Origin of the sequence: Aquimarina megaterium XH134 (genome assembly GCF_000520975.1) — a bacterium.
Classification (GTDB): domain Bacteria; phylum Bacteroidota; class Bacteroidia; order Flavobacteriales; family Flavobacteriaceae; genus Aquimarina; species Aquimarina megaterium.
Genome location: NZ_JACB01000042.1, coordinates 43,586 through 63,440, shown reverse-complemented (window position 1 = coordinate 63,440; position 19,855 = coordinate 43,586). Strand labels below are relative to the sequence as shown.

Here is a 19,855-nt window from a genome sequence, read left to right as displayed (position 1 = left end):
GCACTAGAACATAATTTTGTAGCAGATGGTGGAGATGTTGATTCAGAAAACACATACTATTAATCATTTATATTGTTCTCTAAAAGATTTTGGAGAAATAGATACATATTTCTTAAAAAACTTCCAGAAATAGGCAGAATCTTCAAAGTGTAACTCAAAAGCAATCTCAGATATACTTTGTCTACCAAAAATCAAAAGTCGTTTAGCTTCTAAAATGACACGTTCTCTAATCAATTCTCCTGCTGTTTTTCCTGTTGATTTCTTTACTGTATCGTTTAGATAAGTTGGTGTGATATGTAATAACAAAGCATAGTAGCTAACGCTTCTTTCTTTTTTATACTCTTGTTCGATTAACGCTCTAAAAGATTTTACAATCATATTTCCCGATGTGCTAACTCCAAAATCCTGATCATTATGCATCTGCCGTTGAATATGGATCATCAAAATATTAAGATGATTTTTAATAATCTGATCTTTCTCTACATAATCATTGGTAAATTCTTTCCACAGTTCTATAATACTACTACTAATTGCTTTTTCTTCTTCATTAGTTCGTACTGCTAAAAATGTATTATGTATGGCAGCATTTATAATTTCAAAACTGGTATTAGCTCCGATTTGCGATAGCAAAACATCTGGAGAAAAGTGTAGTACAAACCCTTTAAAGTCGTTAGAATTTTCGCATGCATGAACTACACCGGGGTGAATATAAAATAGTGTTCCCTTCTTCATTTCATACATTTTTTCATCTATCATAATGTTTCCACGACCATGGGTTACCCATATGATTTGAAAGAGATTAAAGTGTCGATGAGGGTGATGTACTACATTATTAACGCCGTTGGATAATTCTTCTAAGCGTCTCATATTAAAAAATGAGGCAACTTCGCCTTCTATCTTATTACCATACAAATGATAATTTGGCACCTTTTCTATTGCTTTTACAGGCCTCATGTATCCAGGTTAATTACTTTATTCTTTCTATCAATATAAGCATAATATCATAATCTTAAATTTCTTCTCCTATGCTATTAAAAACTTTTTTAAAATTAAATGCATCAGAAGTTGGTCCATATTCTTCTATATGTCTCAATTTAGATAAGGCTTCTTCTGTTGTTGGTATATGATCACTATCTACCCACCATAGTACCATATGTGGACTCTTCATTCTTTCGAACCATTTTCTACCATCCCTTACAAAATAGCTATGCACAGTGCCATAGGCAAAATCTTTAAGAGATCTAAGATCTTCCCAAACAGACATATTAATGAGCATCATATCATCTTCTAAAGGAGATTCTATATTTGCGGCAGAACTGCCATCCTCATCCTTCAATCTCCACACAAATCCTGCACTCTCATCGGCTAGTTTATTAATTGGCTCCAGAAAATCTACGAATTCTTTTAGTAAAGGAGAATCCAGCGGAGCTTTCATTTTGGCAATATTAATTTCTGCAATATACTTTGTACTCATAATTTTAATTTTTTACTGTATTGTCAGTATTAATATTCAAAATTAGAGATAGGCAGTTTATATATGTGTATAAAGAATACGGTTGTTTCTGTACTTTTTACAGAATTCTTTCTTTAAATCATAAAATAAAACCTAAATAGTAGTATACACTAATTTTCTTCTTTTAATAGTTTATGAAATACATCTGCCAATCGTATTTCTATAAACTTTACAATATCTCTTTCTGGGGTATCATTTTGATACATAGAAAACACTTTTGATGCATTTTTCCGTTTTAGTACTTTAATATCTCCTTCTGGATATTCGATATCTTTGGTTTTCTTCAAAACCAACTTTAGCATCTTATTTCCCTTGATTAGCCAATTCGCACGGTATATTACATCAATAACAAATAAATTCAGTAAAAAAATCAGATTATTTAAAGTATTGGTTATGTTTAGAAATTAGAATCAAAAGGACACAACATAAACAATATTGTTAAAATTGAATATAAAAGTTAGGTGTAAAGAATTTTATTTAATTCTTTACACCTAACAATTTTGTTTTTTTAATAGGTTATATTATGAGTCAAAAGAGAAATGGAGATTACTTATTCCCTTTTTGAAAACACTGAATTTAAGAAGTTACATTTTAGAAGATAGTTCTGCAAGTTGTTCTGATTTAACTTGCATATATTCACTTAGTTTTTGTATTTCCTCGCCTGGAAGTATATTCATAAGACGATTATATTGCTTACTAAGATCATCACTTGCATCACTTAGTTTAAGAAAAGAATCCATATCATTTGCTTCTACAGCTTTCTTATAGTTTGCCACATATCGTTCATAATCTTTTATATACTTTTTAGAATAAGAGTTATCTGTAGTATCAAAAATTCCTGGTATGTGTAGTGTATTATCATCTTTTGTAGTCGTTTTATCTTTAGTCGCTTTTTTCTTCTTTTTAACTACAGGTTTTTTTTCTTCTTCAGTTTCTTCGATAAAATTAGAGGTATCACCTCTAGGGATTTCTACAGGATCTATGGTATCTGTTTTAGGATCTTTTTTACAAGAAACTACAGATAATAGCATCATACAAAGTAAAATGGACAAAATAGGGGTTTTCATAATTCTAGTTTTAAGACAATATATAGTTAAATTAATGTTATAAGTAGTAACGTTAATTTAGTATTTTATTTCTTAAAAATAAGAAAAAAATTATCGTAAAAGCTCTTTTAACTCCTTTAAATCCATTTCTTTTTGAGTTCCGGATTGCATATCCTTGACCGTAAATGTATTATTATTCATCTCAGAAGATCCTGCAAGTACGACATAAGGTATCGCTCTTTTATTCGCATACCCCATTTGTTTTTTCATTTTGGCATTATCGGGATATAGCTCAGCAATTATGTCATCATTTCTAAGCACATTAACTGTTTTTAAGCAATAAAATGCTTCTTCTTCTCCAAAATTTATGAATAGTACTTTGGTCGAAGGAGCAACAGTTTTTGGAAACAATCCTAATTCTTCAAGAACAAGATAAATTCTATCCAAACCAAAAGAAATCCCTACACCACTTATATTTTTTAGTCCAAAAATTCCCGTTAGATCGTCATATCGACCTCCTCCTCCAATAGATCCCATTTTTACAGTATCTGGTGCCGATACTTCAAAAATAGCCCCTGTATAATAATTTAATCCTCTTGCCAGGGTAACATCAAGATCTAAAGTTGCAGTCTCCAAAGGAATCTCCTTAAAAGCATTAATTATAAATTGTAATTCTTCTACTCCTTGCATTCCTTCTTCAGAAGAAGCCAACATATTTCGCAATTTATCTAGCTTTTCTGAAGTTGTTCCTGTAAAATTGAAAAGTGGTTTTACGCTTTCTATAGCAGTTTCAGAAATCCCTTTATTTAACATCTCCTTTTTTACTCCATCTTCACCAATTTTATCAAGTTTATCCAGGGCAACTGTAAAATCAATTAATTTATCGCTTGCCCCTATTACTTCTGCAATACCAGATAGGATTTTACGATTATTAATTTTAATGGTTACTCCTTCAAGTTTTAATTTGGTAAAAACCGAATCATATAGTTTAACAAAATCAACTTCTTGCCATAAAGAAGTACTTCCTACCACATCTGCATCACATTGATAAAATTCTCTAAAACGTCCTTTTTGCGGTCTGTCTGCCCTCCATACCGGCTGCATTTGATATCTCTTAAACGGAAAATCAATTTCATTTTGGTGTTGCACAACATAACGTGCAAATGGTACCGTAAGATCATAACGAAGCGCTTTTTCGCTGATCTTGGTAGTTATTTTAGTACTATTCTTAGATGAATATAAAACTTCATCCACTTTATTTAGGTAATCACCACTATTTAATATTTTAAAAATCAATCGATCTCCTTCTTCTCCATATTTGCCCATCAAAGTATCACTATTCTCAAAACTAGGAGTTTCGATAGGATGAAAACCAAATAATTGAAACTGTGATTTTATAACATTCATAATATAACTTCTCTTAGCCACTTCTATGGGAGAAAAGTCACGTGTTCCTTTTGGTATTGATGGTTTTTGTGCCATTATCTAGTTTTTATTAAGAGCCGATAGAAGATATATCACAGTGTTTATCAAATTTGTAAAGCGTGCAAATATAGTATTCTATACAGTACTCATATATCATTTTAATCTGTATACAAGAAGCAATTAGATAATTAAGGATCAACACTATAGCTACAAACCATTACCTCACTCTTAATACCTACCTGCTATTTCGAGCTGCAAATATCTAAAAAAAGTATAAAGACGTGGATCAATACTTATAAAAAATCTGGTTTTTTAAGTAACTTTAAACACGTTTTGTAGTCCTATATAAAGAACACACTATTAAAAACTATTATGTTTTCACTTTTTAGAGAAAATATCAGGATCGCAATGGACTCTATAAAAGGGCAAGTTCTACGAACTGTTCTTACTATATTAATCATTGCAATTGGTATTACATCATTGGTTGGAATACTTACTTTGGTTGGTGCTTTAGAAAATACAATTTCTGGAGATTTTGCTTCGATGGGTGCTAATACTTTTAATATCCAGCGTTACGAATTTAACACAAGAAATAGTAGAGATCGAGACAAAATCAATCCTATTATTAGTTATCGTAATGTAAAAGATTTTAAAGATAAATTTAGTTATCCTTTTTCAAAAACCTCTATTCACTTTACTGGTACACGTAATGCCGAAGTAAAATATGAAAGTGAAAAAACCGATCCCGAAGTATCTGTAGTAGGGATTAATGAAAATTATCTTGAAAACACAGGAACTGAAATAGACAATGGTAGAAATTTTACTTTTTTTGATGTAGAAAACAATAATCATGTGTGTCTCATAGGATCTGATTTCAAAAAGAATTTATTTAAGGATACAAATCCTTTGGGAAAAACAATAAGTATTCGAGGAGTAAAATTTAAAGTAATTGGGCTTCTGGAGAGTAAAGGAGCTACATTTAGAAATAATCAGGATTTACGAGTCCTTATTCCTTTGCAGATAGCGAGATCCATTTTTACACTCCCTAATATTAATTATGGTATTAGTGTAAAGGTAGATGACAAACAATTTCTAGAAGGCGCTCAGGATGAAGCTATTCTCACTTTTAGAAACATTAGAAAGTTAAATCCAATCGAAGAAAATAATTTTGGACTTGAGCGTAGTGATGACTTATTAAACAGAATAGCTAGTATTACTGTTTACCTATATTATGCTGCTTGGATTATTAGTATCATTACCATATTTGGCTCTTCAATTGCTTTAATGAATATCATGTTGGTTTCTGTTACCGAACGAACTCGGGAAATTGGGGTAAGAAAAGCGTTGGGGGCTAAAAAACATACTATTGCAGGTCAGTTTTTTATGGAAACCATAATTATTGGTCAAATTGGTGGCCTTGTAGGTATTATTCTGGGAATCCTGATTGGTGGAGGAATTTCGGCTGCTGCTAATTTTTCTTTTAGTACTCCCTGGCTCGCCATATTTGCGGCCACTACTATTTCTTTTGTTATTGCAGTTGTTTCTGGATTATATCCCGCTGTAAAAGCAGCAAAACAAGACCCTATAGAATCTTTGAGATACGAATAGTTAATTAACTACATATTAGCTTTCACAGTATATAAGACATTTCTTATGATACTGTGATTATAAATTATTGTTTTAAAACAGTTGCTATTATTCTCTGTTTTCGATCATATTAGCAAAATACTGATATAACTCTCCTTTAGTGATATTTGCTCCTTTTTGGATTAGTGTAAATTTATCCAGGTTTTTATCATCACTATATTGCTTAGACGCATTATAAAATACCACTTCGTCATTTAGTAAATTACTTTGTAACCATTGATACCCTTCTTGTGTAGTGATATCAATAGCATCATTATTTACCTTTACTGCAATAAGACACATCTCAGTGTCCTGCAATTCGAACAAATGTATCTGATCTTTCGAAAAATGTTCCAGATATTGTGCGTTAGTAAGTACTTTTTCCCATACCAAATCACTAAAAATATCAATCTCTTCTTCGGCAACCTGGGGTTTATTTTCTTTAATATCACTCCACTCTTCTGCTGTAATAGATTGTGTTGCCAAAAAGTTAATGAATTCTACATGTAATTCCTCTAATTGTTCTTTACTTAATCTTTGATATTTCATTGTAAAAAAATTGACTGCAAAAGTAAATATAAAAAGATGATTTTAAAACAATAAACACTGTCTTCTACCTTCTATTTTGCCTTTACATCAAAATACAAAATCTATAACTACTAAAGTCCTTATATTTATCCTTCAACAAATAACATCACACAACATGAATACTTTTTTTACCATACGTATCTCACATCTCTTTTTATTTCTTTTCATAACATTAACTATGAATGCTCAAAAACTTTCTAAAACAGAAAAAAAAATTATTAAATCAATAGAAGCTAATCATGAATCAGCGATTCAGTTTTTAGAGAAGGTTGTAAATATTAATAGCGGAACAATGCATCATGAAGGTGTAAAAGAGGTAGGAATGGTGTTTAAAGAGCAATTTGATGCAATTGATTTTAATACTCGATGGATTGATATGCCTGCAGAAGTAAATCGAGCCGGACATTTGTTTGCCGAAACTTCTGGAAGTAAAGGAAAAAAAATACTACTCATTGGGCACCTGGATACAGTATTTGAAAAAGATAGCCCGTTTCAGAAATTTAAGAAAGATGGTGATATTGCATATGGGCCCGGGACTAATGATATGAAAGGCGGAGATGTTGTTGTACTATATGCCCTAAAAGCCTTACACGAAAATAAATTACTTAATAATGCCCAAATTATAGTTGCTTTTACTGGCGATGAAGAAAGCACAGGACAACCATTAGATATTAGTAGAAAAGATTTAATTGATGCAGCAAAAAAAAGTGAAGTTGCTCTGGGCTTTGAGACCTCTACAGGGTTTAATTATGCTACTGTTGCCCGTAGAGGATCTTCTGGATGGAAACTAGAAGTTAAGGGAAAAAGAGCACATTCGTCTGGTGTTTTTAATGAACGTGTAGGTGCAGGTGCTATTTTTGAAGCTTCCAGAATTTTAAATAGCTTCTATACCGATGTTAAAGGAGAAGAATTTTTAACCTTTAACCCTGGAGTAATTCTGGGAGGAACAGAGGTTAAATTTGACAGCTCAATAAGTGAAGGGGAAGCCTTCGGAAAAAGTAATGTTGTACCACAAACTGTTATGGTAAAAGGAGGATTGCGTTTTATCTCTGAAGAACAAAAAGAAAGAGCCCGTTCAAAAATGAAAAAAATTACTGAAGAAAACTTACCTCACACCAGTGCGTCTATCACTTTTACTGATAGTTATCCTGCAATGCAACCAACTAAAGGCAATCACAAATTATTAGCATTGCTAAATGAAGTAAGTAAGGCTCTGGATCAAGGAGTAGTTGAAGCCTATGACCCTGGTAAACGTGGAGCTGCAGATACTTCTTTTGTAGCAGAGCATGTGGATTGTCTGGATGGATTAGGAACCATGGGTACCGGAGCACATACTCCAAAAGAAACATTAGATCTAACCACTTTTGAAGCTTTGACCAAACGTACCGCAATACTTATCTATCGATTAATCAATCAATAGTTTCCAATAAAATAAAAAAGCCTTCTAAATGAAGGCTTTTTTATGCTTTAAAAGAAGTATAAATTCTTTTTTTAGAATATATATCGTAGTCCTACCTGAGCCTGCCATCTTGATTGAAGGCTAGCGTCATATCCAAAAGTATCAACCAAATTAGGATCAAAAGAATATGTTGGAGTATTATTTGATGTATCTACATTAACCCCCAACACTTGCACATTATTTGGTTGTTGCACTAATCCCCAATCTGAATTGATTAAATTACCTAAATTTAAAACATCTAAGCTCAACTGTATTGTATTTGTTCTTTCTCCAACATTAATATTAAAATCCTGGAGTAATTTAAAATCAACTTTATTTCTCCACGGAGCAATAGCTCCATATCGTTTTGCATAACTTCCTCTATTTTCACTTAAATAATCATCTTGTCTTATATAGGCTTCAAAAGCAGCTCTTTGCGCCTCTCTTTCATTAAATGAAGCACCGCTAAATGCATATGTTGCCAATTCGGTCTGTGTAGGAATATAAATTAAATCATTCAAAGAAGACCCGTCTCCATTAATATCACCTGCATATGTATAATTAAACCTGCCTCCTTGTGCAAACTCAGCAAAAGCAGAAATAGTAGTAGCAAATTTCTCGTTACCATATGTCCATTTCTTAGAAGCAATAGCAATAATTCTGTGTCGATCTCCATATTTAGAGTATGACAAAACATCATTATTTACATTCCCTAAAGCAGGATTGCCTGCGAATGCATCTCCGGTAATTTCTGCTTCAATAGAATTTACATCTTTAGAATCCAAATAACTATAAGCAATACTCGCATATAAGTTATTTTTAAAATTCTTGGCTGCCTTAAAAGAGGCATTTACAATTCTTCCCTGATTAGAATTGGTTAGTACAAAAGCATTATTAGCTCCCCTATCTGTTGCTCCATATATTTGTCTATTGTCAACTCCCGACAGCGTCTGTGTTGGTTCGCGTAATCCCCAATTCTGAACATGAATTCCATTAATATCTTCTGTATAAGCAAAATCACCTGTTAGGATTATGCCATTACTTAATCGATAATCAACTCCTAAGCTAGATCTCCATACTTGTGGAAACTGAAAATCTGGATCTACAATTTGAAAGAAACCATCATCTGCCCCACTCACCTGGTTTCCTATCCATACAAATGGCAATCTACCTGTAAATATACCTGTACCTCCTCGTAGTTGAAAAGTTTTGTCTCCTCTTACATCATAATTAAACCCTAATCTTGGTGATATTAAAATCCTATCTGTTGGTAAAGTAGTAGAGTTTAAAGTTACGGCTCCTCCATTCGGATCAAAATACACAACACTCTCATCTCTACTAGCTCCATTATCTGTATCTATATACTCCTGTATACGTTCATCGGTATCAAAATATAATGGCTTATCAAGTCTAAGTCCATAACTAAACTTAAATCGCTCTGTAATATTCCATTCTTCCTGAATATAAAAAGCCAATTGCCCTACATTTAATTCTGCCAATTTCCATCCCCCATCATTACCATCTCCTGCAGCGTTTAGAGCAGCAAAACGATCTTGCGCAAATTGTAGGTTAGCAGCAACTACACCATTATTTGCATCATCTAAAAAAGAACTTACCGAACCATAGGGTGAAAATAATCCTCGATATGTCGAACCAAAATTAGCAAAGTCTTCATATGCAGTTAAATTAAACGAATTCTTAAATCTAAACATCTCGAAAGATGCTCCAACCGTAATGGTATGATCACCTAAGAAGATATTAAGATTATTAGTTGCCTGAATTACTTTTTGATCTAATTTATTATTGATAGAAAATGGTTCGTGACCAGCAATGATATAATTTGATCCAGCACCATCCTGAATTGTAATTACAGGTGCAGGTGTTGATAATGGATTTCTAAAATCATCAAAATGCGTGTAACCCGCCTGAAATTTATTAGCAAACTTACTAGAGAACGTAGAATTGACTTCTAACTGGAAAGAATTTATATTATTATTAATCTCATAGCCCGAATTTTCAAACTGTAATGTAGAAGCACTAGGTCCTCGAATTCCTAATGCTGTTGGGTGTGCAGGTTTTTCTTTAGAAGCTCTTAAAAAATTATAAATAATAGCTGCTCTATGTTTATCATTAATATTCCAATCTAATTTAAGAATTCCTTTGGTAGATTCAGAATCATACGTAAATCCTTGGTATGCGCCAGTAGTATACCCCAAATTTGAGAGTGCATTACTAACTGCAATCATATCAGACTCTAATACACGAGATTCATTTATTGCTCCACTACCTGTATTAGGTAACCAGGATGAACCTAAATCGGTACGTTGATCTCTTTCTGCATTCGCAAAAAAGAATAGTTTATTTTCTATGATAGGTCCGCCAATACTAAATCCGTATTGTGTTTGCTCGAGATCAGACTTAAACACATCTTCTCCCTTTACTTTTCCTCCGGTAAGACTTTCATTTCTAAAGAATCCATAAGCAGTTCCCTTAAAAGTATTAGTTCCACTTTTTGTAACTGCATTAACAGATGCTCCTGTAAACCCCGATAATGTTACATCATATGGAGCTGTAGACACCTGAATCTGATCGATAGCATCTAACGAGATTGGTTGTGCATCGGTTTGGCCTCCGGGAGTTGCAGCATCTAACCCAAAAGGATTATTAAATACAGCACCATCTAAGCTAAAATTATTAAACTGATCATTTCTTCCTCCAAAAGAATTTCCGCTTGCGGTAGGTTCCAGCCTTGTAAAATCGGCTGCAGAACGTGATATTGTAGGTAATGTTCGTAATTCTCTTCTACCTACACTGGTTTCTGCACCAGTGCGATCACTACTAAATGTAGAATTTTTATTCGTCGTAATTACAACTTCTTCTAATTGATTACTATCCTCGACCAATGTTATATTAAGATTGAAGGTTTGCCCTAATTGTAAAAACACTTCATCAATAAGTTGCTTTTTAAAACCTACATAACTTATTGTTATTCTATATGGCCCTCCTACACGTAAATTATTAAGATTAAAACGTCCGTCAAAATCAGTCACTCCACCATACGAAGTACCTGTAGGTCCATGCACTGCGGTAACATTAGCCCCTGGCAGTAATTGATTTCCACTATCACGTACTATCCCCGAAATATTAGAAGTAGTAACCTGAGCATTGATCGTACCCCCTATCAATACCAAAATTAATAGAATAATTTTTTTCATGTAATAATAACTTTTAATTAATTGATTAAGAATAAAAATAAAATAAAAAAATCGCTCAAAAGAGCGATTTTTTATAATATTATAAAACAGTTATCAACTGTTATTTATCTATTTAACCTGAGTGATTACTTCAAAAGTAATAGGAACAATCACTTCTCTATGAAGGCGAACAGAAGCTTCGTACTGACCTAGACGTTTAATGGTTCCACCTGGTACAGTAATAAATTTCTTTTCTAATTCAACTCCTTCTTTAGCAAATGCTTCTGCAACATCAGCATTAGATACAGAACCAAATAACTTGTCTCCAGCTCCGGCTTTTGCTAAAATTTTGATCTCTAATCCACTAAGTTTCTTCCCTACTTTTTCTGCATCTTCGATCTCTTTCTTTTCTTTAAAAGCACGTTGCTTTAATGTTTCGGCAAGTACTTTTTTTGCAGAAGGAGTTGCTAATAATGCAAGTCCATTAGGAATTAAATAGTTACGACCATAACCATTCTTAACTTCTACTACATCGTCTGCGAATCCTAGATTCTCAACGTCTTTCTTTAATATAAGTTCCATAATATGTTATGACGAGTTTTATTTTAATAAATCACCAACGTATGGCATTAAAGCTAGGTGTCTTGCTCTTTTTACAGCAACACTTACTTTACGTTGATATTTTAATGAAGTTCCTGTAAGACGACGAGGTAATAACTTACCTTGTTCATTTACAAATGCCATTAAGAAATCTGGATCTTTATAATCAATATACTTGATACCAGATTTTTTGAAACGACAATATTTCTTCGTTTTTGATGTATCTATATTAAGCGGAGTAAGATATCTGATCTCTCCGTCTTTTTTTCCTTTCGCTTGTTGTTCTATAGATGACATAATTAAGCTTTTTGTTTGTTTCTATTTCTTCTCTTCTCTGCCCAAGCAATTGCATGCTTATCAAGGCGTACAGTAAGGTAACGCATTACTCGTTCATCTCTTCTGTACTCAACTTCTAAAGCATTGATAGCTTCACCAGGTACCTGGTATTCGAATAAGTGGTAAAATCCACTTTTTTTGTGTTGGATTGCATAAGCAAGCTTTTTAAGCCCCCAATCCTCTTTTGATATCATCTTGGCACCATTAGAAACAAGAATGTCTTCGTATTTCTTAACTGTTTCCTTTATCTGATCTTCAGATAAAACGGGATTCAAGATGAAAACAGTTTCGTATTGATTCATAAAAATCTATATTTAAATTAAAATTGGGTGCAAAAGTAAGACTATTTTTTGGATTTTCAAACCCTAATATCATTTCGACGAAACACTATTTTTATCGATAAAAAGCCGAAATTGTTTGTGCAAATAAGATATATTCATTAATATTGTATTGGAATATATAACACTAAACAAGTGGAGCAATCTCAATTAAAATGTGCGGTAGTAGATGATTCCCGCCTCCAAAGACTAGCTATTGTAAAGCTAATAGACGAACATTCTTCACTAGAATTAGTGGCTGAGTGGAATAATGCTATTGAAACAAAAAATGGTTTACTCGACACTCAAGTTGACTTATTATTCTTAGATATTGAAATGCCAATTCTTACTGGCTTTGATCTTTTGGATGATTTAGAGAACAAACCTCATATTATTTTTGTCACAGGAAAAACGAAATATGCATTTAAAGCTTTCGACTATGATGCAATAGATTATTTAAGAAAACCATTAAAAAAAGATCGTTTTAACGCTGCTGTTGATAAAGCTTTGAGTATGTCTCGTATAGGAGGAGAAAATACTACTGTAGAAGATGACGATTATATTTTTGTAAAGAGTAATCTGAAAAAAAGAAAAATTTTCCTTAATCAATTAAAGTATGTAGAAGCTTTAGGAGATTATGTAAAACTTATAATGGAAGAAGGTGATCCTATTGTTGTATTAGCTACGATGAAATCTTTTGAAGCCCAACTACCTAGTGATCGTTTTTTAAGAATTCATAAATCTTATATTGTGAATCTGGATAAAGTAGAGCGTTACAATAGTCGTAATATAGAAATAGCGGATGAAAAAATACCACTTAGCAGGCATAAAAAACATTCTCTGATAGAAGCTTTAAATAATTAGTAGTTATCTACATTAATTATAACTCTTACCCCCGAAAATTCTTTAATACTCTTAAAAGAAGTGCTGATTTTTTTTATCACCTCTTTTGTTTTATTTAAAGATTGACCTTGCGGTATTTTTATTACTATATTTTTATGATATTGATTTCGTATTCTTGAAATTGGAGGGAATTCTGGTCCCAGAACATTATCATTAAATACGTTTCTAAATGATTTAGCTAACCAATTTGTAGCTTCATTTACTCTATTATAATCTTTATGTTTACCAGTAATCTTTATTATTTTATAAAAAGGAGGGTATTTATATTGATGTCTTTCCTCAATTTGATCGGTAAACATTCCAGAATAATCATTAACAGATACCTGTTGTAAAATCTGATGAAAAGGATTATAAGTTTGAATCAGAACTTTACCTCTTTTTTTGGTTCTACCTGCCCTACCCGCTACCTGCTGCATTAATTGAAAACTACGTTCATGCGCTCTAAAATCCGGAAAATTAAGTAAGTTATCAGCATTCATTATACCAACCAGACTCACATTTCTAAAATCTAATCCCTTAGAGAGCATTTGTGTACCCACCATAATATCAATATCCCCTTCTTCAAACCGATTTATAATCTTTTCATATCCATGTTTCCCTCTGGTTGTATCCTGATCCATTCTTCCAATATTATGATCAGGAAAAAGCTCTTGTAACTCTTTCTCTATTTGCTCTGTTCCGAAACCTTTTGTCGTTAAATCAACACTATCACAAGCCATACACTTTTGAGGCATTGCTATATGATACCCACAGTAATGACATCGTAATTGATTTCTAAAGCTATGAAACGTAAGACTAACATCGCAGTTTGGACATTGCGGAGAGTGCCCACAAGTATTACACTCTACCACAGGAGAATATCCTCTTCTGTTTTGAAAAAGAATAACTTGCTCTCCTTCTTTTAAAGCGTTGTGAATACCTGTTAACAAGGTGTCACTAAAATGACCTGTCATTTCTTTTTTTCGATATTTTGTCTTTATATCTACTAAACTAATATCTGGCATTAGTACATCACCATATCTTCTGGTCAATTGTACAAATCCGTACTTTTTTTGTCGGGCATTATAGTACGTTTCAAGGGCCGGAGTCGCAGACCCTAGCACCACTTTGGCGTAAAACATTTTTGCTAAGACGATTGCTGTATCTCTGGCATGATATCTAGGCGCAGGGTCATATTGCTTGAAGGTATTCTCGTGTTCTTCATCTACAATAATTAATCCCAAATTGGCAAACGGCAAAAATATGGCCGACCTAGCACCAATAACTACTTGTGCTTTTGATTTTTTGGCCTTTACATTGTTCCATGCCTCTACTCTTTCATTAACAGAATACTTAGAATGATATACCGTGAGCTTTTCTCCGAAATATTCCTGTAATCGAGTAATAAGTTGTGTTGTTAGAGCTATTTCTGGTAGCAAATACAATACCTGTTCTCCTTTCTGGATAGCTTGCTCTATAAGCTTTACATATACTTCTGTTTTGCCAGATGAAGTAACCCCATGAAAAAGGCATACATCTTTATTTTCAAAAGAATCTTTTATTTCTTCATAAGCCTTATGTTGATATTCATTAAGCTGTTTGGTATTTCCTGTTGTCTCTCCCGTATATTGAACACGATCTGTTTGCAAATGGTATTCATCTAAGATATTCTTATCTACTAATGCTCGTATTACAGCTGCAGAACTATTAGAAGTTTTTACAAGCTCATTTACTTTAATTGGCTTAGTAGCTTGTGCCTGTAACGTAAATAAATGCATCAACACCTCTCGTTGTTTAGGTGCTCTGGTCATTGTATCTAGTAAATCCCTTAGTGCTTCTTCTTTTGTATATGTTGTGTTTAATCGGATATACCGAACTATTTTGGGTTTATATTGCTCATAAATTTCTTCCTGAACCGTAATAACTTCTTTTTCTATTAGTCGTTTTATAACGGGGAGTACATTTTTCTTACCTACAATATTCATCACTTCTTGTATACGAAGTAAGCTCTGATATTGTAATGCTTCATAAATCAAAAACTCATCATCTTTTAACAAGGATTCATCAAAAAGAGATTTTTCATTTTTCAGAATTATAGTTTCACTTTCTAGTAAGAAGGCCCCGGGAAGTGCTGCTCTCATTACCTCTCCTTTTGTACACATATAATAGTTAGAAATCCAGGACCATAGTTCTAATTGATGTTGAGTAACTATTGGTGATTCATCAAGAATATGTTCTATTTCTTTTGCTTCATATACCAAAGGTGGGTTTTGATGCACCTTGGTTACCAAAGCAGCATATATCTTACTTTTTCCAAATTGAACAGCCACACGCATTCCTGGTTGCAAAAATGCAGCTTCAGTTTTATTAATACTATAGGTAAACTCTTTATCAAGAGGTATAGGAAGAATTACATTTATAAAGTATGACATTACCAATTATAACAAAATTCGGAATAGTTTAGTGTAAAACAACAAAAATACAAGTTTAACCCATAGAATAAAGTTTAATTTTTAAGAATAAAAAAAGTCCGATTTAAATAATAAATCGGACTCGCTTATATAAATTTGTATTCCTTACTTACTCAACCCTAACATTCCTCCTTTAATAAGTTTGCAAGCAGGTTCATTTCCTAACCAGATCTTAAACAGAGCATATTTAAAATCTCTACCTTTTATAAAACCAAGTTCTTCACCGTTTTTATAGGTTTTGATTCCTTTTCCTTTTATGTACACCAAATCAAAGTAATCATTGATCTGCATTGGCGAAGCAAATAATTTTAAAAACTTTTCTATTCTTACATCTAAGGTTTGGGTATTACCAAACATTGCATCATCAAATCCTTTTCTAAAAACTTTAATCATTCGTTTATTTGTTACTTTCTTAGATACTATATTTAAACGAATAGACATACTCTCATCAGAATCCAAAACTACTCCCGGATCATTATATTTTTTCTTGGTATATAGACCACCAGAATAGGTGTCAAATCCAAGTATACTTCTCATTCCTGCTCCATTTAAAGACAGTTCTTCTCCGTCAAAACTAACTTTATAAGGCAATACAATATCCCCTACTCTTACCTGTGCCATTGCGAAGGTAGATATAAGGACTACAACTATTAATGTAATTATTTTTTTCATGGTTTAGATTTTTAAAATTTCAAGGAGTTAGTCCTAAATCTTTTAAAACCTAACCAAAAGAATTGTTAAAATTTATAATTCTCTAAATTTCAAGAAAGAAATATGTTGTGATTATTATACTCGAATCCACTTTTGTGTTCTATATAAAAAAGCTATATACCCTCTTACATTAAGCACATTTGGATTATCTTCATCAATCCAGATTTTACATCGATATACCTTGCCATTCTCGGGGTCCATAATAGTACCATCCTCGTATTGATTCCCATCTTTTTCAAGTTCTTTAATAATTACCATTCCCTCTATAGGTTTATTATGGTCATTCCCTTTACATTCGATGCATAACTTATTTCTTTCTGCCTCATCTAATACCTGTAAAATCTTCCCAAACAGTTTGTTTCCTTTCTTATAAATTTCTACAATAGATCGTGGTTCGCCAGTAGTATCATCAATAGTTTTCCATTGCCCTACTATTTGTTGTTGCGCACTCGCTGTTACAGACACTAATACTATTGCTACAAAAAATATGTTGCGAAAATTCATAATTTTCATGATAATTTGTGTTTATAGATTCTAAGATAAAAAAATATGGTAAAAACAAAAAAGCTACCGATTTAAACCGGTAGCTTTTTGCGTATTAAATTAATGATATTAGATTATTGTATACCTAACATTCCATTTTTAATTTCTTCACTTGCTGGTTCATCTCCTAGCCAAATTTTGAATAATGCATATTTAAAATCACGCCCCTTGATTACTCCAAGTTCTTTTTCATTTTTAAAAGCAGTTACTCCTTTACCTTTAATATATACGATATCAAAGATGTCGTTCTTTACTATAGGCTCTGAGAAAAATTTAATAAATTTATTTATTCTCCCATCCAATGCTTTGGTATTACCAAAAGTGGCTCTGTTAAAGCCATCTTTTACCGCTTTTATCATTTTCTTTTGGGTTACAAAACCAGAAACAATATTCAGTTTTATAGCCATAGTTTCATCTGCATCAAGAACTTCTTTAGGGTCTTTGCTCTTTTTTGTTAAATAAAGCCCTCCTGCATACATATCAATCCAGAGTACTTTTCTCATTCCGGCACCATTCAATTTCAAATCGGTATCACCAAAATTTTCTTCATAAGGCAAAATAGCTTTACCAACTCTAATTTGCGCAGTAGCGGTAGACAAGGAAATTAGTGCTACCAGTACTAAAGTAATTTTTTTCATTATAACTAAAGGTATTTGGGGTATTAATATTTGTTTAAACTTAATTTTCAAAGCGCACAAATATAAAAAATATTATGCATGCACAACATTCTGAAATACATTTACTTAAATTTTTAACAAAAATACGATTATATCTTATTGATTACTGAAGACCTAACATTTCTTTTTTGAGTCCTTTGTCTGCTGGTTTACTTCCTAACCAGATATTAAAAAGTGCTGTTTTAAAATCCAATCCTGTTACGTATCCTTTTTCTTTTCCATCTTTATAAATCACACTTCCTTTTCCTTTTTCATATACCATATCATAGATTTGACCAACCTCTATTTCATTATTAATAAAGCCTATAAATTTTTCTATTCTTTCGTTATAAGGCTTCATATTTCCGTTAGTTGATTTCTTAAACCCTTCACGTAATGCATTAGCCATTTTACTTCTAGACATCATACCAGAAAGAATATGCAATTTAATTGCCATAGTTTCGTCTGCTTTAGCTATTGCACTGGCATTGCTATTTTTTTTCTTAAGATATAAGGCTCCCGCATAAATATCAAAAAAGAATTTTTCTCTAAGACCTCCTCCATTAATCGTCAAATCTTCTTCATTAAATTTTACCGTATTAGGTAATGTAGCATCACCAATTTTGGTTTGAGCCTGAACAGATACAATAGTTAAAAGTGCTATAAATAATATACTTAGTTTTTTCATTTTAAAAAATTATTAGAAATCTATGTTAGTAAAATTATGTATTAAAATTTTTTCTTAATTGATTTAATGATGCATTAAGTTCAAAACCCAGCAATAACAAATTAGCATTAAGCCATATATACAACATTAATATCAACATTGCTCCAATAGAACCGTACAATTGATTATAATTAGAGAAGTTATCTATATATACTCCAAATAGATATGTTGTAATAATAATCAAAAAAGTGGTCATAAATGCACCAGGTGAAAAGAATTTATTTTGTTTTCCTTCTGAGGTACCGAAATAAAATAAAGTAGCAATAATTACAAATATCATAAAGACAAATAGCGCATATTTACCTAATGTTAACCAAAAAACAGTATCATCAACTACACCCATTTTATTTAAATCATCTACCAAATACGAAAAGTATAAAGTTCCTATAACTGTAATTAACAATAACGATGCCACGATAATAGACACCCCTAATGCTACTACATACTGCCGTACAAAATTTCTATTAAGCGTTACATGATACGAATATTCAAAACCAGAGAAAACTGCATTGATCCCATTAGTCATAAAAAGTATAGATAGTACAAAAACAGTTGATAGTAATCCCCCTCGAGGATTAGATGCAATATCTTCAAATATCCCGGAGAAAAAATCTGAAGATTGTTTAGGTAATGCTCCGTTAACAAATTCAAAAAAATTCTCCTCAAACCCATCTATTGGGACGTAAGGAATCAAATTAAGAAGAAATAATAAGAATGGAAATAGAGAAAGAAAAAAACTCCATGATATTGCGCTGGCTCTAGCCGAAAAAGTACCTTTTATAATCCCGATTACATAAATCTCTATTAGGTCGTATATCGACAGTCCCTCAAAACCAGGAAGAATAAGTTTCTTCCCTATTTTAACCAATATATTGATCACAGGAATCTTATTAAGCTTATCTTCTACGGGTTTCGACATATATTATACGGCTTTCAAGCTCAAATCCAGATTATATACAGAATGTGTTAGCGCGCCACTACTAATATAATCTACACCACATTCTGCATACTTGCGTACTGTTTCTTCATTAATCCCTCCGCTGGATTCAGTAAGACACGAATCACCAATTAATTTTACAGCTTCCCGAGTATCTTCATAATTAAAATTATCAATTAATATTCGATATACTCCTGGTGTTTGAAGTATTTCTTTGATCTCATTAAGGTCTCGGGCTTCAACAATAATTTTGAGATCAAGGTTTTGATTAGAAAGATATTGTTTGGTTTTTTCTATAGCTTTAGTAATTCCCCCGGCAAAATCGATATGGTTATCTTTTAGCATTACCATATCGTATAAGGCAAATCTATGGTTCTCTCCTCCTCCAATCTTTACCGCCCATTTTTCTAATGCTCGTATTCCCGGAGTTGTTTTTCGGGTATCTAAAATCTTTGTTCCTGTACCTTCTAAAAGGGTAACAAAATGATTCGTTTTGGTAGCAATTGCACTCATTCTTTGCATTGCATTAAGCACTAATCGTTCGGCTTTAAGAATAGACTGCGAGCTTCCTGAAACATAAAAAGCTATATCTCCATATTTCACCCTGGACCCATCTTCTAATAATACTTCGACCTTCATATTTGGGTCTACATAATTAAATACTCTTTTTGCAAATTCTACTCCCGCCAGGATCCCTTCATCCTTTACTAAAAGTTTTGCTTTTCCGGTGATTGATTCTGGGATACAAGCTAATGAACTATGATCACCATCTCCTACATCTTCGCGTATGGCATTGGTAATTATCAAATCAATTTCTTTATTGAATTGGGTTTCGCTAATCATAT

The 19,855-nt window shown here is 32.4% G+C and carries 20 protein-coding genes; 3 read left to right on the top strand and 17 right to left on the bottom strand.

Annotation, left to right across the window (positions count from 1 at the left end; all coding sequences use genetic code 11):
* Positions 1-63 precede the first annotated feature (63 nt).
* The 5 genes from Z053_RS0121215 to hisS form a co-directional block, all read right to left on the bottom strand.
* Positions 64-954 carry an AraC family transcriptional regulator gene (locus Z053_RS0121215; protein WP_025666979.1) on the bottom strand — a complete coding sequence of 297 codons (891 nt, stop codon included), beginning with the start codon at positions 952-954 and terminating at the stop codon, positions 64-66.
* 55 nt (positions 955-1,009) lie between these two features.
* Entirely contained in the window at positions 1,010-1,474 is a 465-nt protein-coding gene (locus Z053_RS0121210; RefSeq protein WP_035096518.1) for a DUF3291 domain-containing protein, read from the bottom strand.
* Between the two features lie 149 nt (positions 1,475-1,623).
* Positions 1,624-1,800 (bottom strand): hypothetical protein, encoded by a 177-nt coding sequence (locus tag Z053_RS31630; RefSeq protein ID WP_160170131.1) that lies wholly within the window; start codon positions 1,798-1,800, stop codon positions 1,624-1,626.
* Between the two features lie 297 nt (positions 1,801-2,097).
* A complete protein-coding gene (locus Z053_RS0121200) occupies positions 2,098-2,580 on the bottom strand; it encodes a hypothetical protein (protein WP_152538361.1) in 483 nt (160 codons plus the stop codon).
* A 90-nt stretch (positions 2,581-2,670) separates the two neighbouring features.
* Entirely contained in the window at positions 2,671-4,041 is a 1,371-nt protein-coding gene (gene hisS / locus Z053_RS0121195) for a histidine--tRNA ligase (RefSeq protein ID WP_025666975.1), read from the bottom strand.
* A 315-nt stretch (positions 4,042-4,356) separates the two neighbouring features.
* Here hisS and Z053_RS0121190 point away from each other — a divergent pair, with 315 nt between their 5' ends.
* Positions 4,357-5,592 carry an ABC transporter permease gene (locus Z053_RS0121190; protein ID WP_025666974.1) on the top strand — a complete coding sequence of 412 codons (1,236 nt, stop codon included), beginning with the start codon at positions 4,357-4,359 and terminating at the stop codon, positions 5,590-5,592.
* Positions 5,593-5,679: 87 nt separating this feature from the next.
* Here the strand turns inward: Z053_RS0121190 and Z053_RS0121185 are convergent, their stop codons facing one another.
* The gene (locus tag Z053_RS0121185; RefSeq protein WP_025666973.1) at positions 5,680-6,159 is read right to left on the bottom strand and encodes a DUF6495 family protein; all 480 of its coding nucleotides are present in this window, start codon (positions 6,157-6,159) and stop codon (positions 5,680-5,682) included.
* A 217-nt stretch (positions 6,160-6,376) separates the two neighbouring features.
* Here Z053_RS0121185 and Z053_RS0121180 point away from each other — a divergent pair, with 217 nt between their 5' ends.
* Complete coding sequence (locus Z053_RS0121180; protein WP_241459849.1) at positions 6,377-7,618, top strand: M20/M25/M40 family metallo-hydrolase; 1,242 nt, start codon at positions 6,377-6,379, stop codon at positions 7,616-7,618.
* 71 nt (positions 7,619-7,689) lie between these two features.
* Here Z053_RS0121180 and Z053_RS0121175 read toward each other — a convergent pair whose 3' ends face one another.
* The 4 genes from Z053_RS0121175 to rpsF all read right to left on the bottom strand — a co-directional run bounded on the left by Z053_RS0121175 (position 7,690) and on the right by rpsF (position 12,068).
* Positions 7,690-10,851, bottom strand: coding sequence for a TonB-dependent receptor (locus tag Z053_RS0121175; RefSeq protein WP_025666971.1), 3,162 nt, complete (start codon positions 10,849-10,851; stop codon positions 7,690-7,692).
* Between the two features lie 108 nt (positions 10,852-10,959).
* On the bottom strand, positions 10,960-11,412 hold the full coding sequence (gene rplI / locus Z053_RS0121170; RefSeq protein WP_025666970.1) for a 50S ribosomal protein L9: 453 nt from the start codon (positions 11,410-11,412) through the stop codon (positions 10,960-10,962).
* Between the two features lie 18 nt (positions 11,413-11,430).
* Positions 11,431-11,730, bottom strand: coding sequence for a 30S ribosomal protein S18 (gene rpsR, locus Z053_RS0121165; RefSeq protein WP_174412104.1), 300 nt, complete (start codon positions 11,728-11,730; stop codon positions 11,431-11,433).
* Positions 11,730-12,068: a 30S ribosomal protein S6 gene (rpsF, locus tag Z053_RS0121160; RefSeq protein WP_024769054.1), complete on the bottom strand. Its 339-nt coding sequence runs from the start codon at positions 12,066-12,068 to the stop codon at positions 11,730-11,732. The genes rpsR and rpsF overlap by 1 nt, the downstream gene beginning before the upstream one ends.
* A gap of 171 nt (positions 12,069-12,239) precedes the next feature.
* Between rpsF and Z053_RS0121155 the strand changes: the two genes are divergently transcribed.
* A complete protein-coding gene (locus tag Z053_RS0121155) occupies positions 12,240-12,947 on the top strand; it encodes a LytR/AlgR family response regulator transcription factor (RefSeq protein ID WP_025666968.1) in 708 nt (235 codons plus the stop codon).
* Here Z053_RS0121155 and priA read toward each other — a convergent pair.
* From priA to nadC, 7 genes are all read right to left on the bottom strand, one after another.
* Positions 12,944-15,397: a replication restart helicase PriA gene (gene priA, locus Z053_RS0121150; RefSeq protein ID WP_025666967.1), complete on the bottom strand. Its 2,454-nt coding sequence runs from the start codon at positions 15,395-15,397 to the stop codon at positions 12,944-12,946. The two genes, Z053_RS0121155 and priA, sit on opposite strands and share 4 nt — an antisense overlap.
* A 144-nt stretch (positions 15,398-15,541) precedes the next feature.
* Entirely contained in the window at positions 15,542-16,108 is a 567-nt protein-coding gene (locus Z053_RS0121145; RefSeq protein WP_025666966.1) for a chalcone isomerase family protein, read from the bottom strand.
* Positions 16,109-16,222: 114 nt separating this feature from the next.
* Positions 16,223-16,660 carry a DUF2147 domain-containing protein gene (locus tag Z053_RS0121140; protein ID WP_025666965.1) on the bottom strand — a complete coding sequence of 146 codons (438 nt, stop codon included), beginning with the start codon at positions 16,658-16,660 and terminating at the stop codon, positions 16,223-16,225.
* Positions 16,661-16,764: 104 nt separating this feature from the next.
* Entirely contained in the window at positions 16,765-17,328 is a 564-nt protein-coding gene (locus Z053_RS0121135) for a chalcone isomerase family protein (protein ID WP_025666964.1), read from the bottom strand.
* A gap of 142 nt (positions 17,329-17,470) precedes the next feature.
* Positions 17,471-18,034: a chalcone isomerase family protein gene (locus tag Z053_RS0121130; RefSeq protein WP_025666963.1), complete on the bottom strand. Its 564-nt coding sequence runs from the start codon at positions 18,032-18,034 to the stop codon at positions 17,471-17,473.
* 34 nt (positions 18,035-18,068) lie between these two features.
* Positions 18,069-18,992, bottom strand: coding sequence for a YihY/virulence factor BrkB family protein (locus Z053_RS0121125; RefSeq protein ID WP_025666962.1), 924 nt, complete (start codon positions 18,990-18,992; stop codon positions 18,069-18,071).
* A 3-nt stretch (positions 18,993-18,995) separates the two neighbouring features.
* Positions 18,996-19,853, bottom strand: coding sequence for a carboxylating nicotinate-nucleotide diphosphorylase (gene nadC, locus Z053_RS0121120; protein WP_025666961.1), 858 nt, complete (start codon positions 19,851-19,853; stop codon positions 18,996-18,998).
* Between the last annotated feature and the right edge of the window lie 2 nt (positions 19,854-19,855).

Bases quoted from the DNA above. Each gene is read 5' to 3' on its own strand.
- Z053_RS0121215 (WP_025666979.1), bottom strand. From the start codon at position 954: ATGAGGCCTGTAAAAGCAATAGAAAAGGTGCCAAATTATCATTTGTAT.
- Z053_RS0121210 (WP_035096518.1), bottom strand. From the start codon at position 1,474: ATGAGTACAAAGTATATTGCAGAAATTAATATTGCCAAAATGAAAGCT.
- Z053_RS0121200 (WP_152538361.1), bottom strand. From the start codon at position 2,580: ATGAAAACCCCTATTTTGTCCATTTTACTTTGTATGATGCTATTATCT.
- hisS (WP_025666975.1), bottom strand. From the start codon at position 4,041: ATGGCACAAAAACCATCAATACCAAAAGGAACACGTGACTTTTCTCCC.
- Z053_RS0121190 (WP_025666974.1), top strand. From the start codon at position 4,357: ATGTTTTCACTTTTTAGAGAAAATATCAGGATCGCAATGGACTCTATA.
- Z053_RS0121185 (WP_025666973.1), bottom strand. From the start codon at position 6,159: ATGAAATATCAAAGATTAAGTAAAGAACAATTAGAGGAATTACATGTA.
- Z053_RS0121180 (WP_241459849.1), top strand. From the start codon at position 6,377: ATGAATGCTCAAAAACTTTCTAAAACAGAAAAAAAAATTATTAAATCA.
- Z053_RS0121175 (WP_025666971.1), bottom strand. From the start codon at position 10,851: ATGAAAAAAATTATTCTATTAATTTTGGTATTGATAGGGGGTACGATC.
- rplI (WP_025666970.1), bottom strand. From the start codon at position 11,412: ATGGAACTTATATTAAAGAAAGACGTTGAGAATCTAGGATTCGCAGAC.
- rpsF (WP_024769054.1), bottom strand. From the start codon at position 12,068: ATGAATCAATACGAAACTGTTTTCATCTTGAATCCCGTTTTATCTGAA.
- priA (WP_025666967.1), bottom strand. From the start codon at position 15,397: ATGTCATACTTTATAAATGTAATTCTTCCTATACCTCTTGATAAAGAG.
- Z053_RS0121145 (WP_025666966.1), bottom strand. From the start codon at position 16,108: ATGAAAAAAATAATTACATTAATAGTTGTAGTCCTTATATCTACCTTC.
- Z053_RS0121140 (WP_025666965.1), bottom strand. From the start codon at position 16,660: ATGAAAATTATGAATTTTCGCAACATATTTTTTGTAGCAATAGTATTA.
- Z053_RS0121135 (WP_025666964.1), bottom strand. From the start codon at position 17,328: ATGAAAAAAATTACTTTAGTACTGGTAGCACTAATTTCCTTGTCTACC.
- Z053_RS0121130 (WP_025666963.1), bottom strand. From the start codon at position 18,034: ATGAAAAAACTAAGTATATTATTTATAGCACTTTTAACTATTGTATCT.
- Z053_RS0121125 (WP_025666962.1), bottom strand. From the start codon at position 18,992: ATGTCGAAACCCGTAGAAGATAAGCTTAATAAGATTCCTGTGATCAAT.
- nadC (WP_025666961.1), bottom strand. From the start codon at position 19,853: ATGATTAGCGAAACCCAATTCAATAAAGAAATTGATTTGATAATTACC.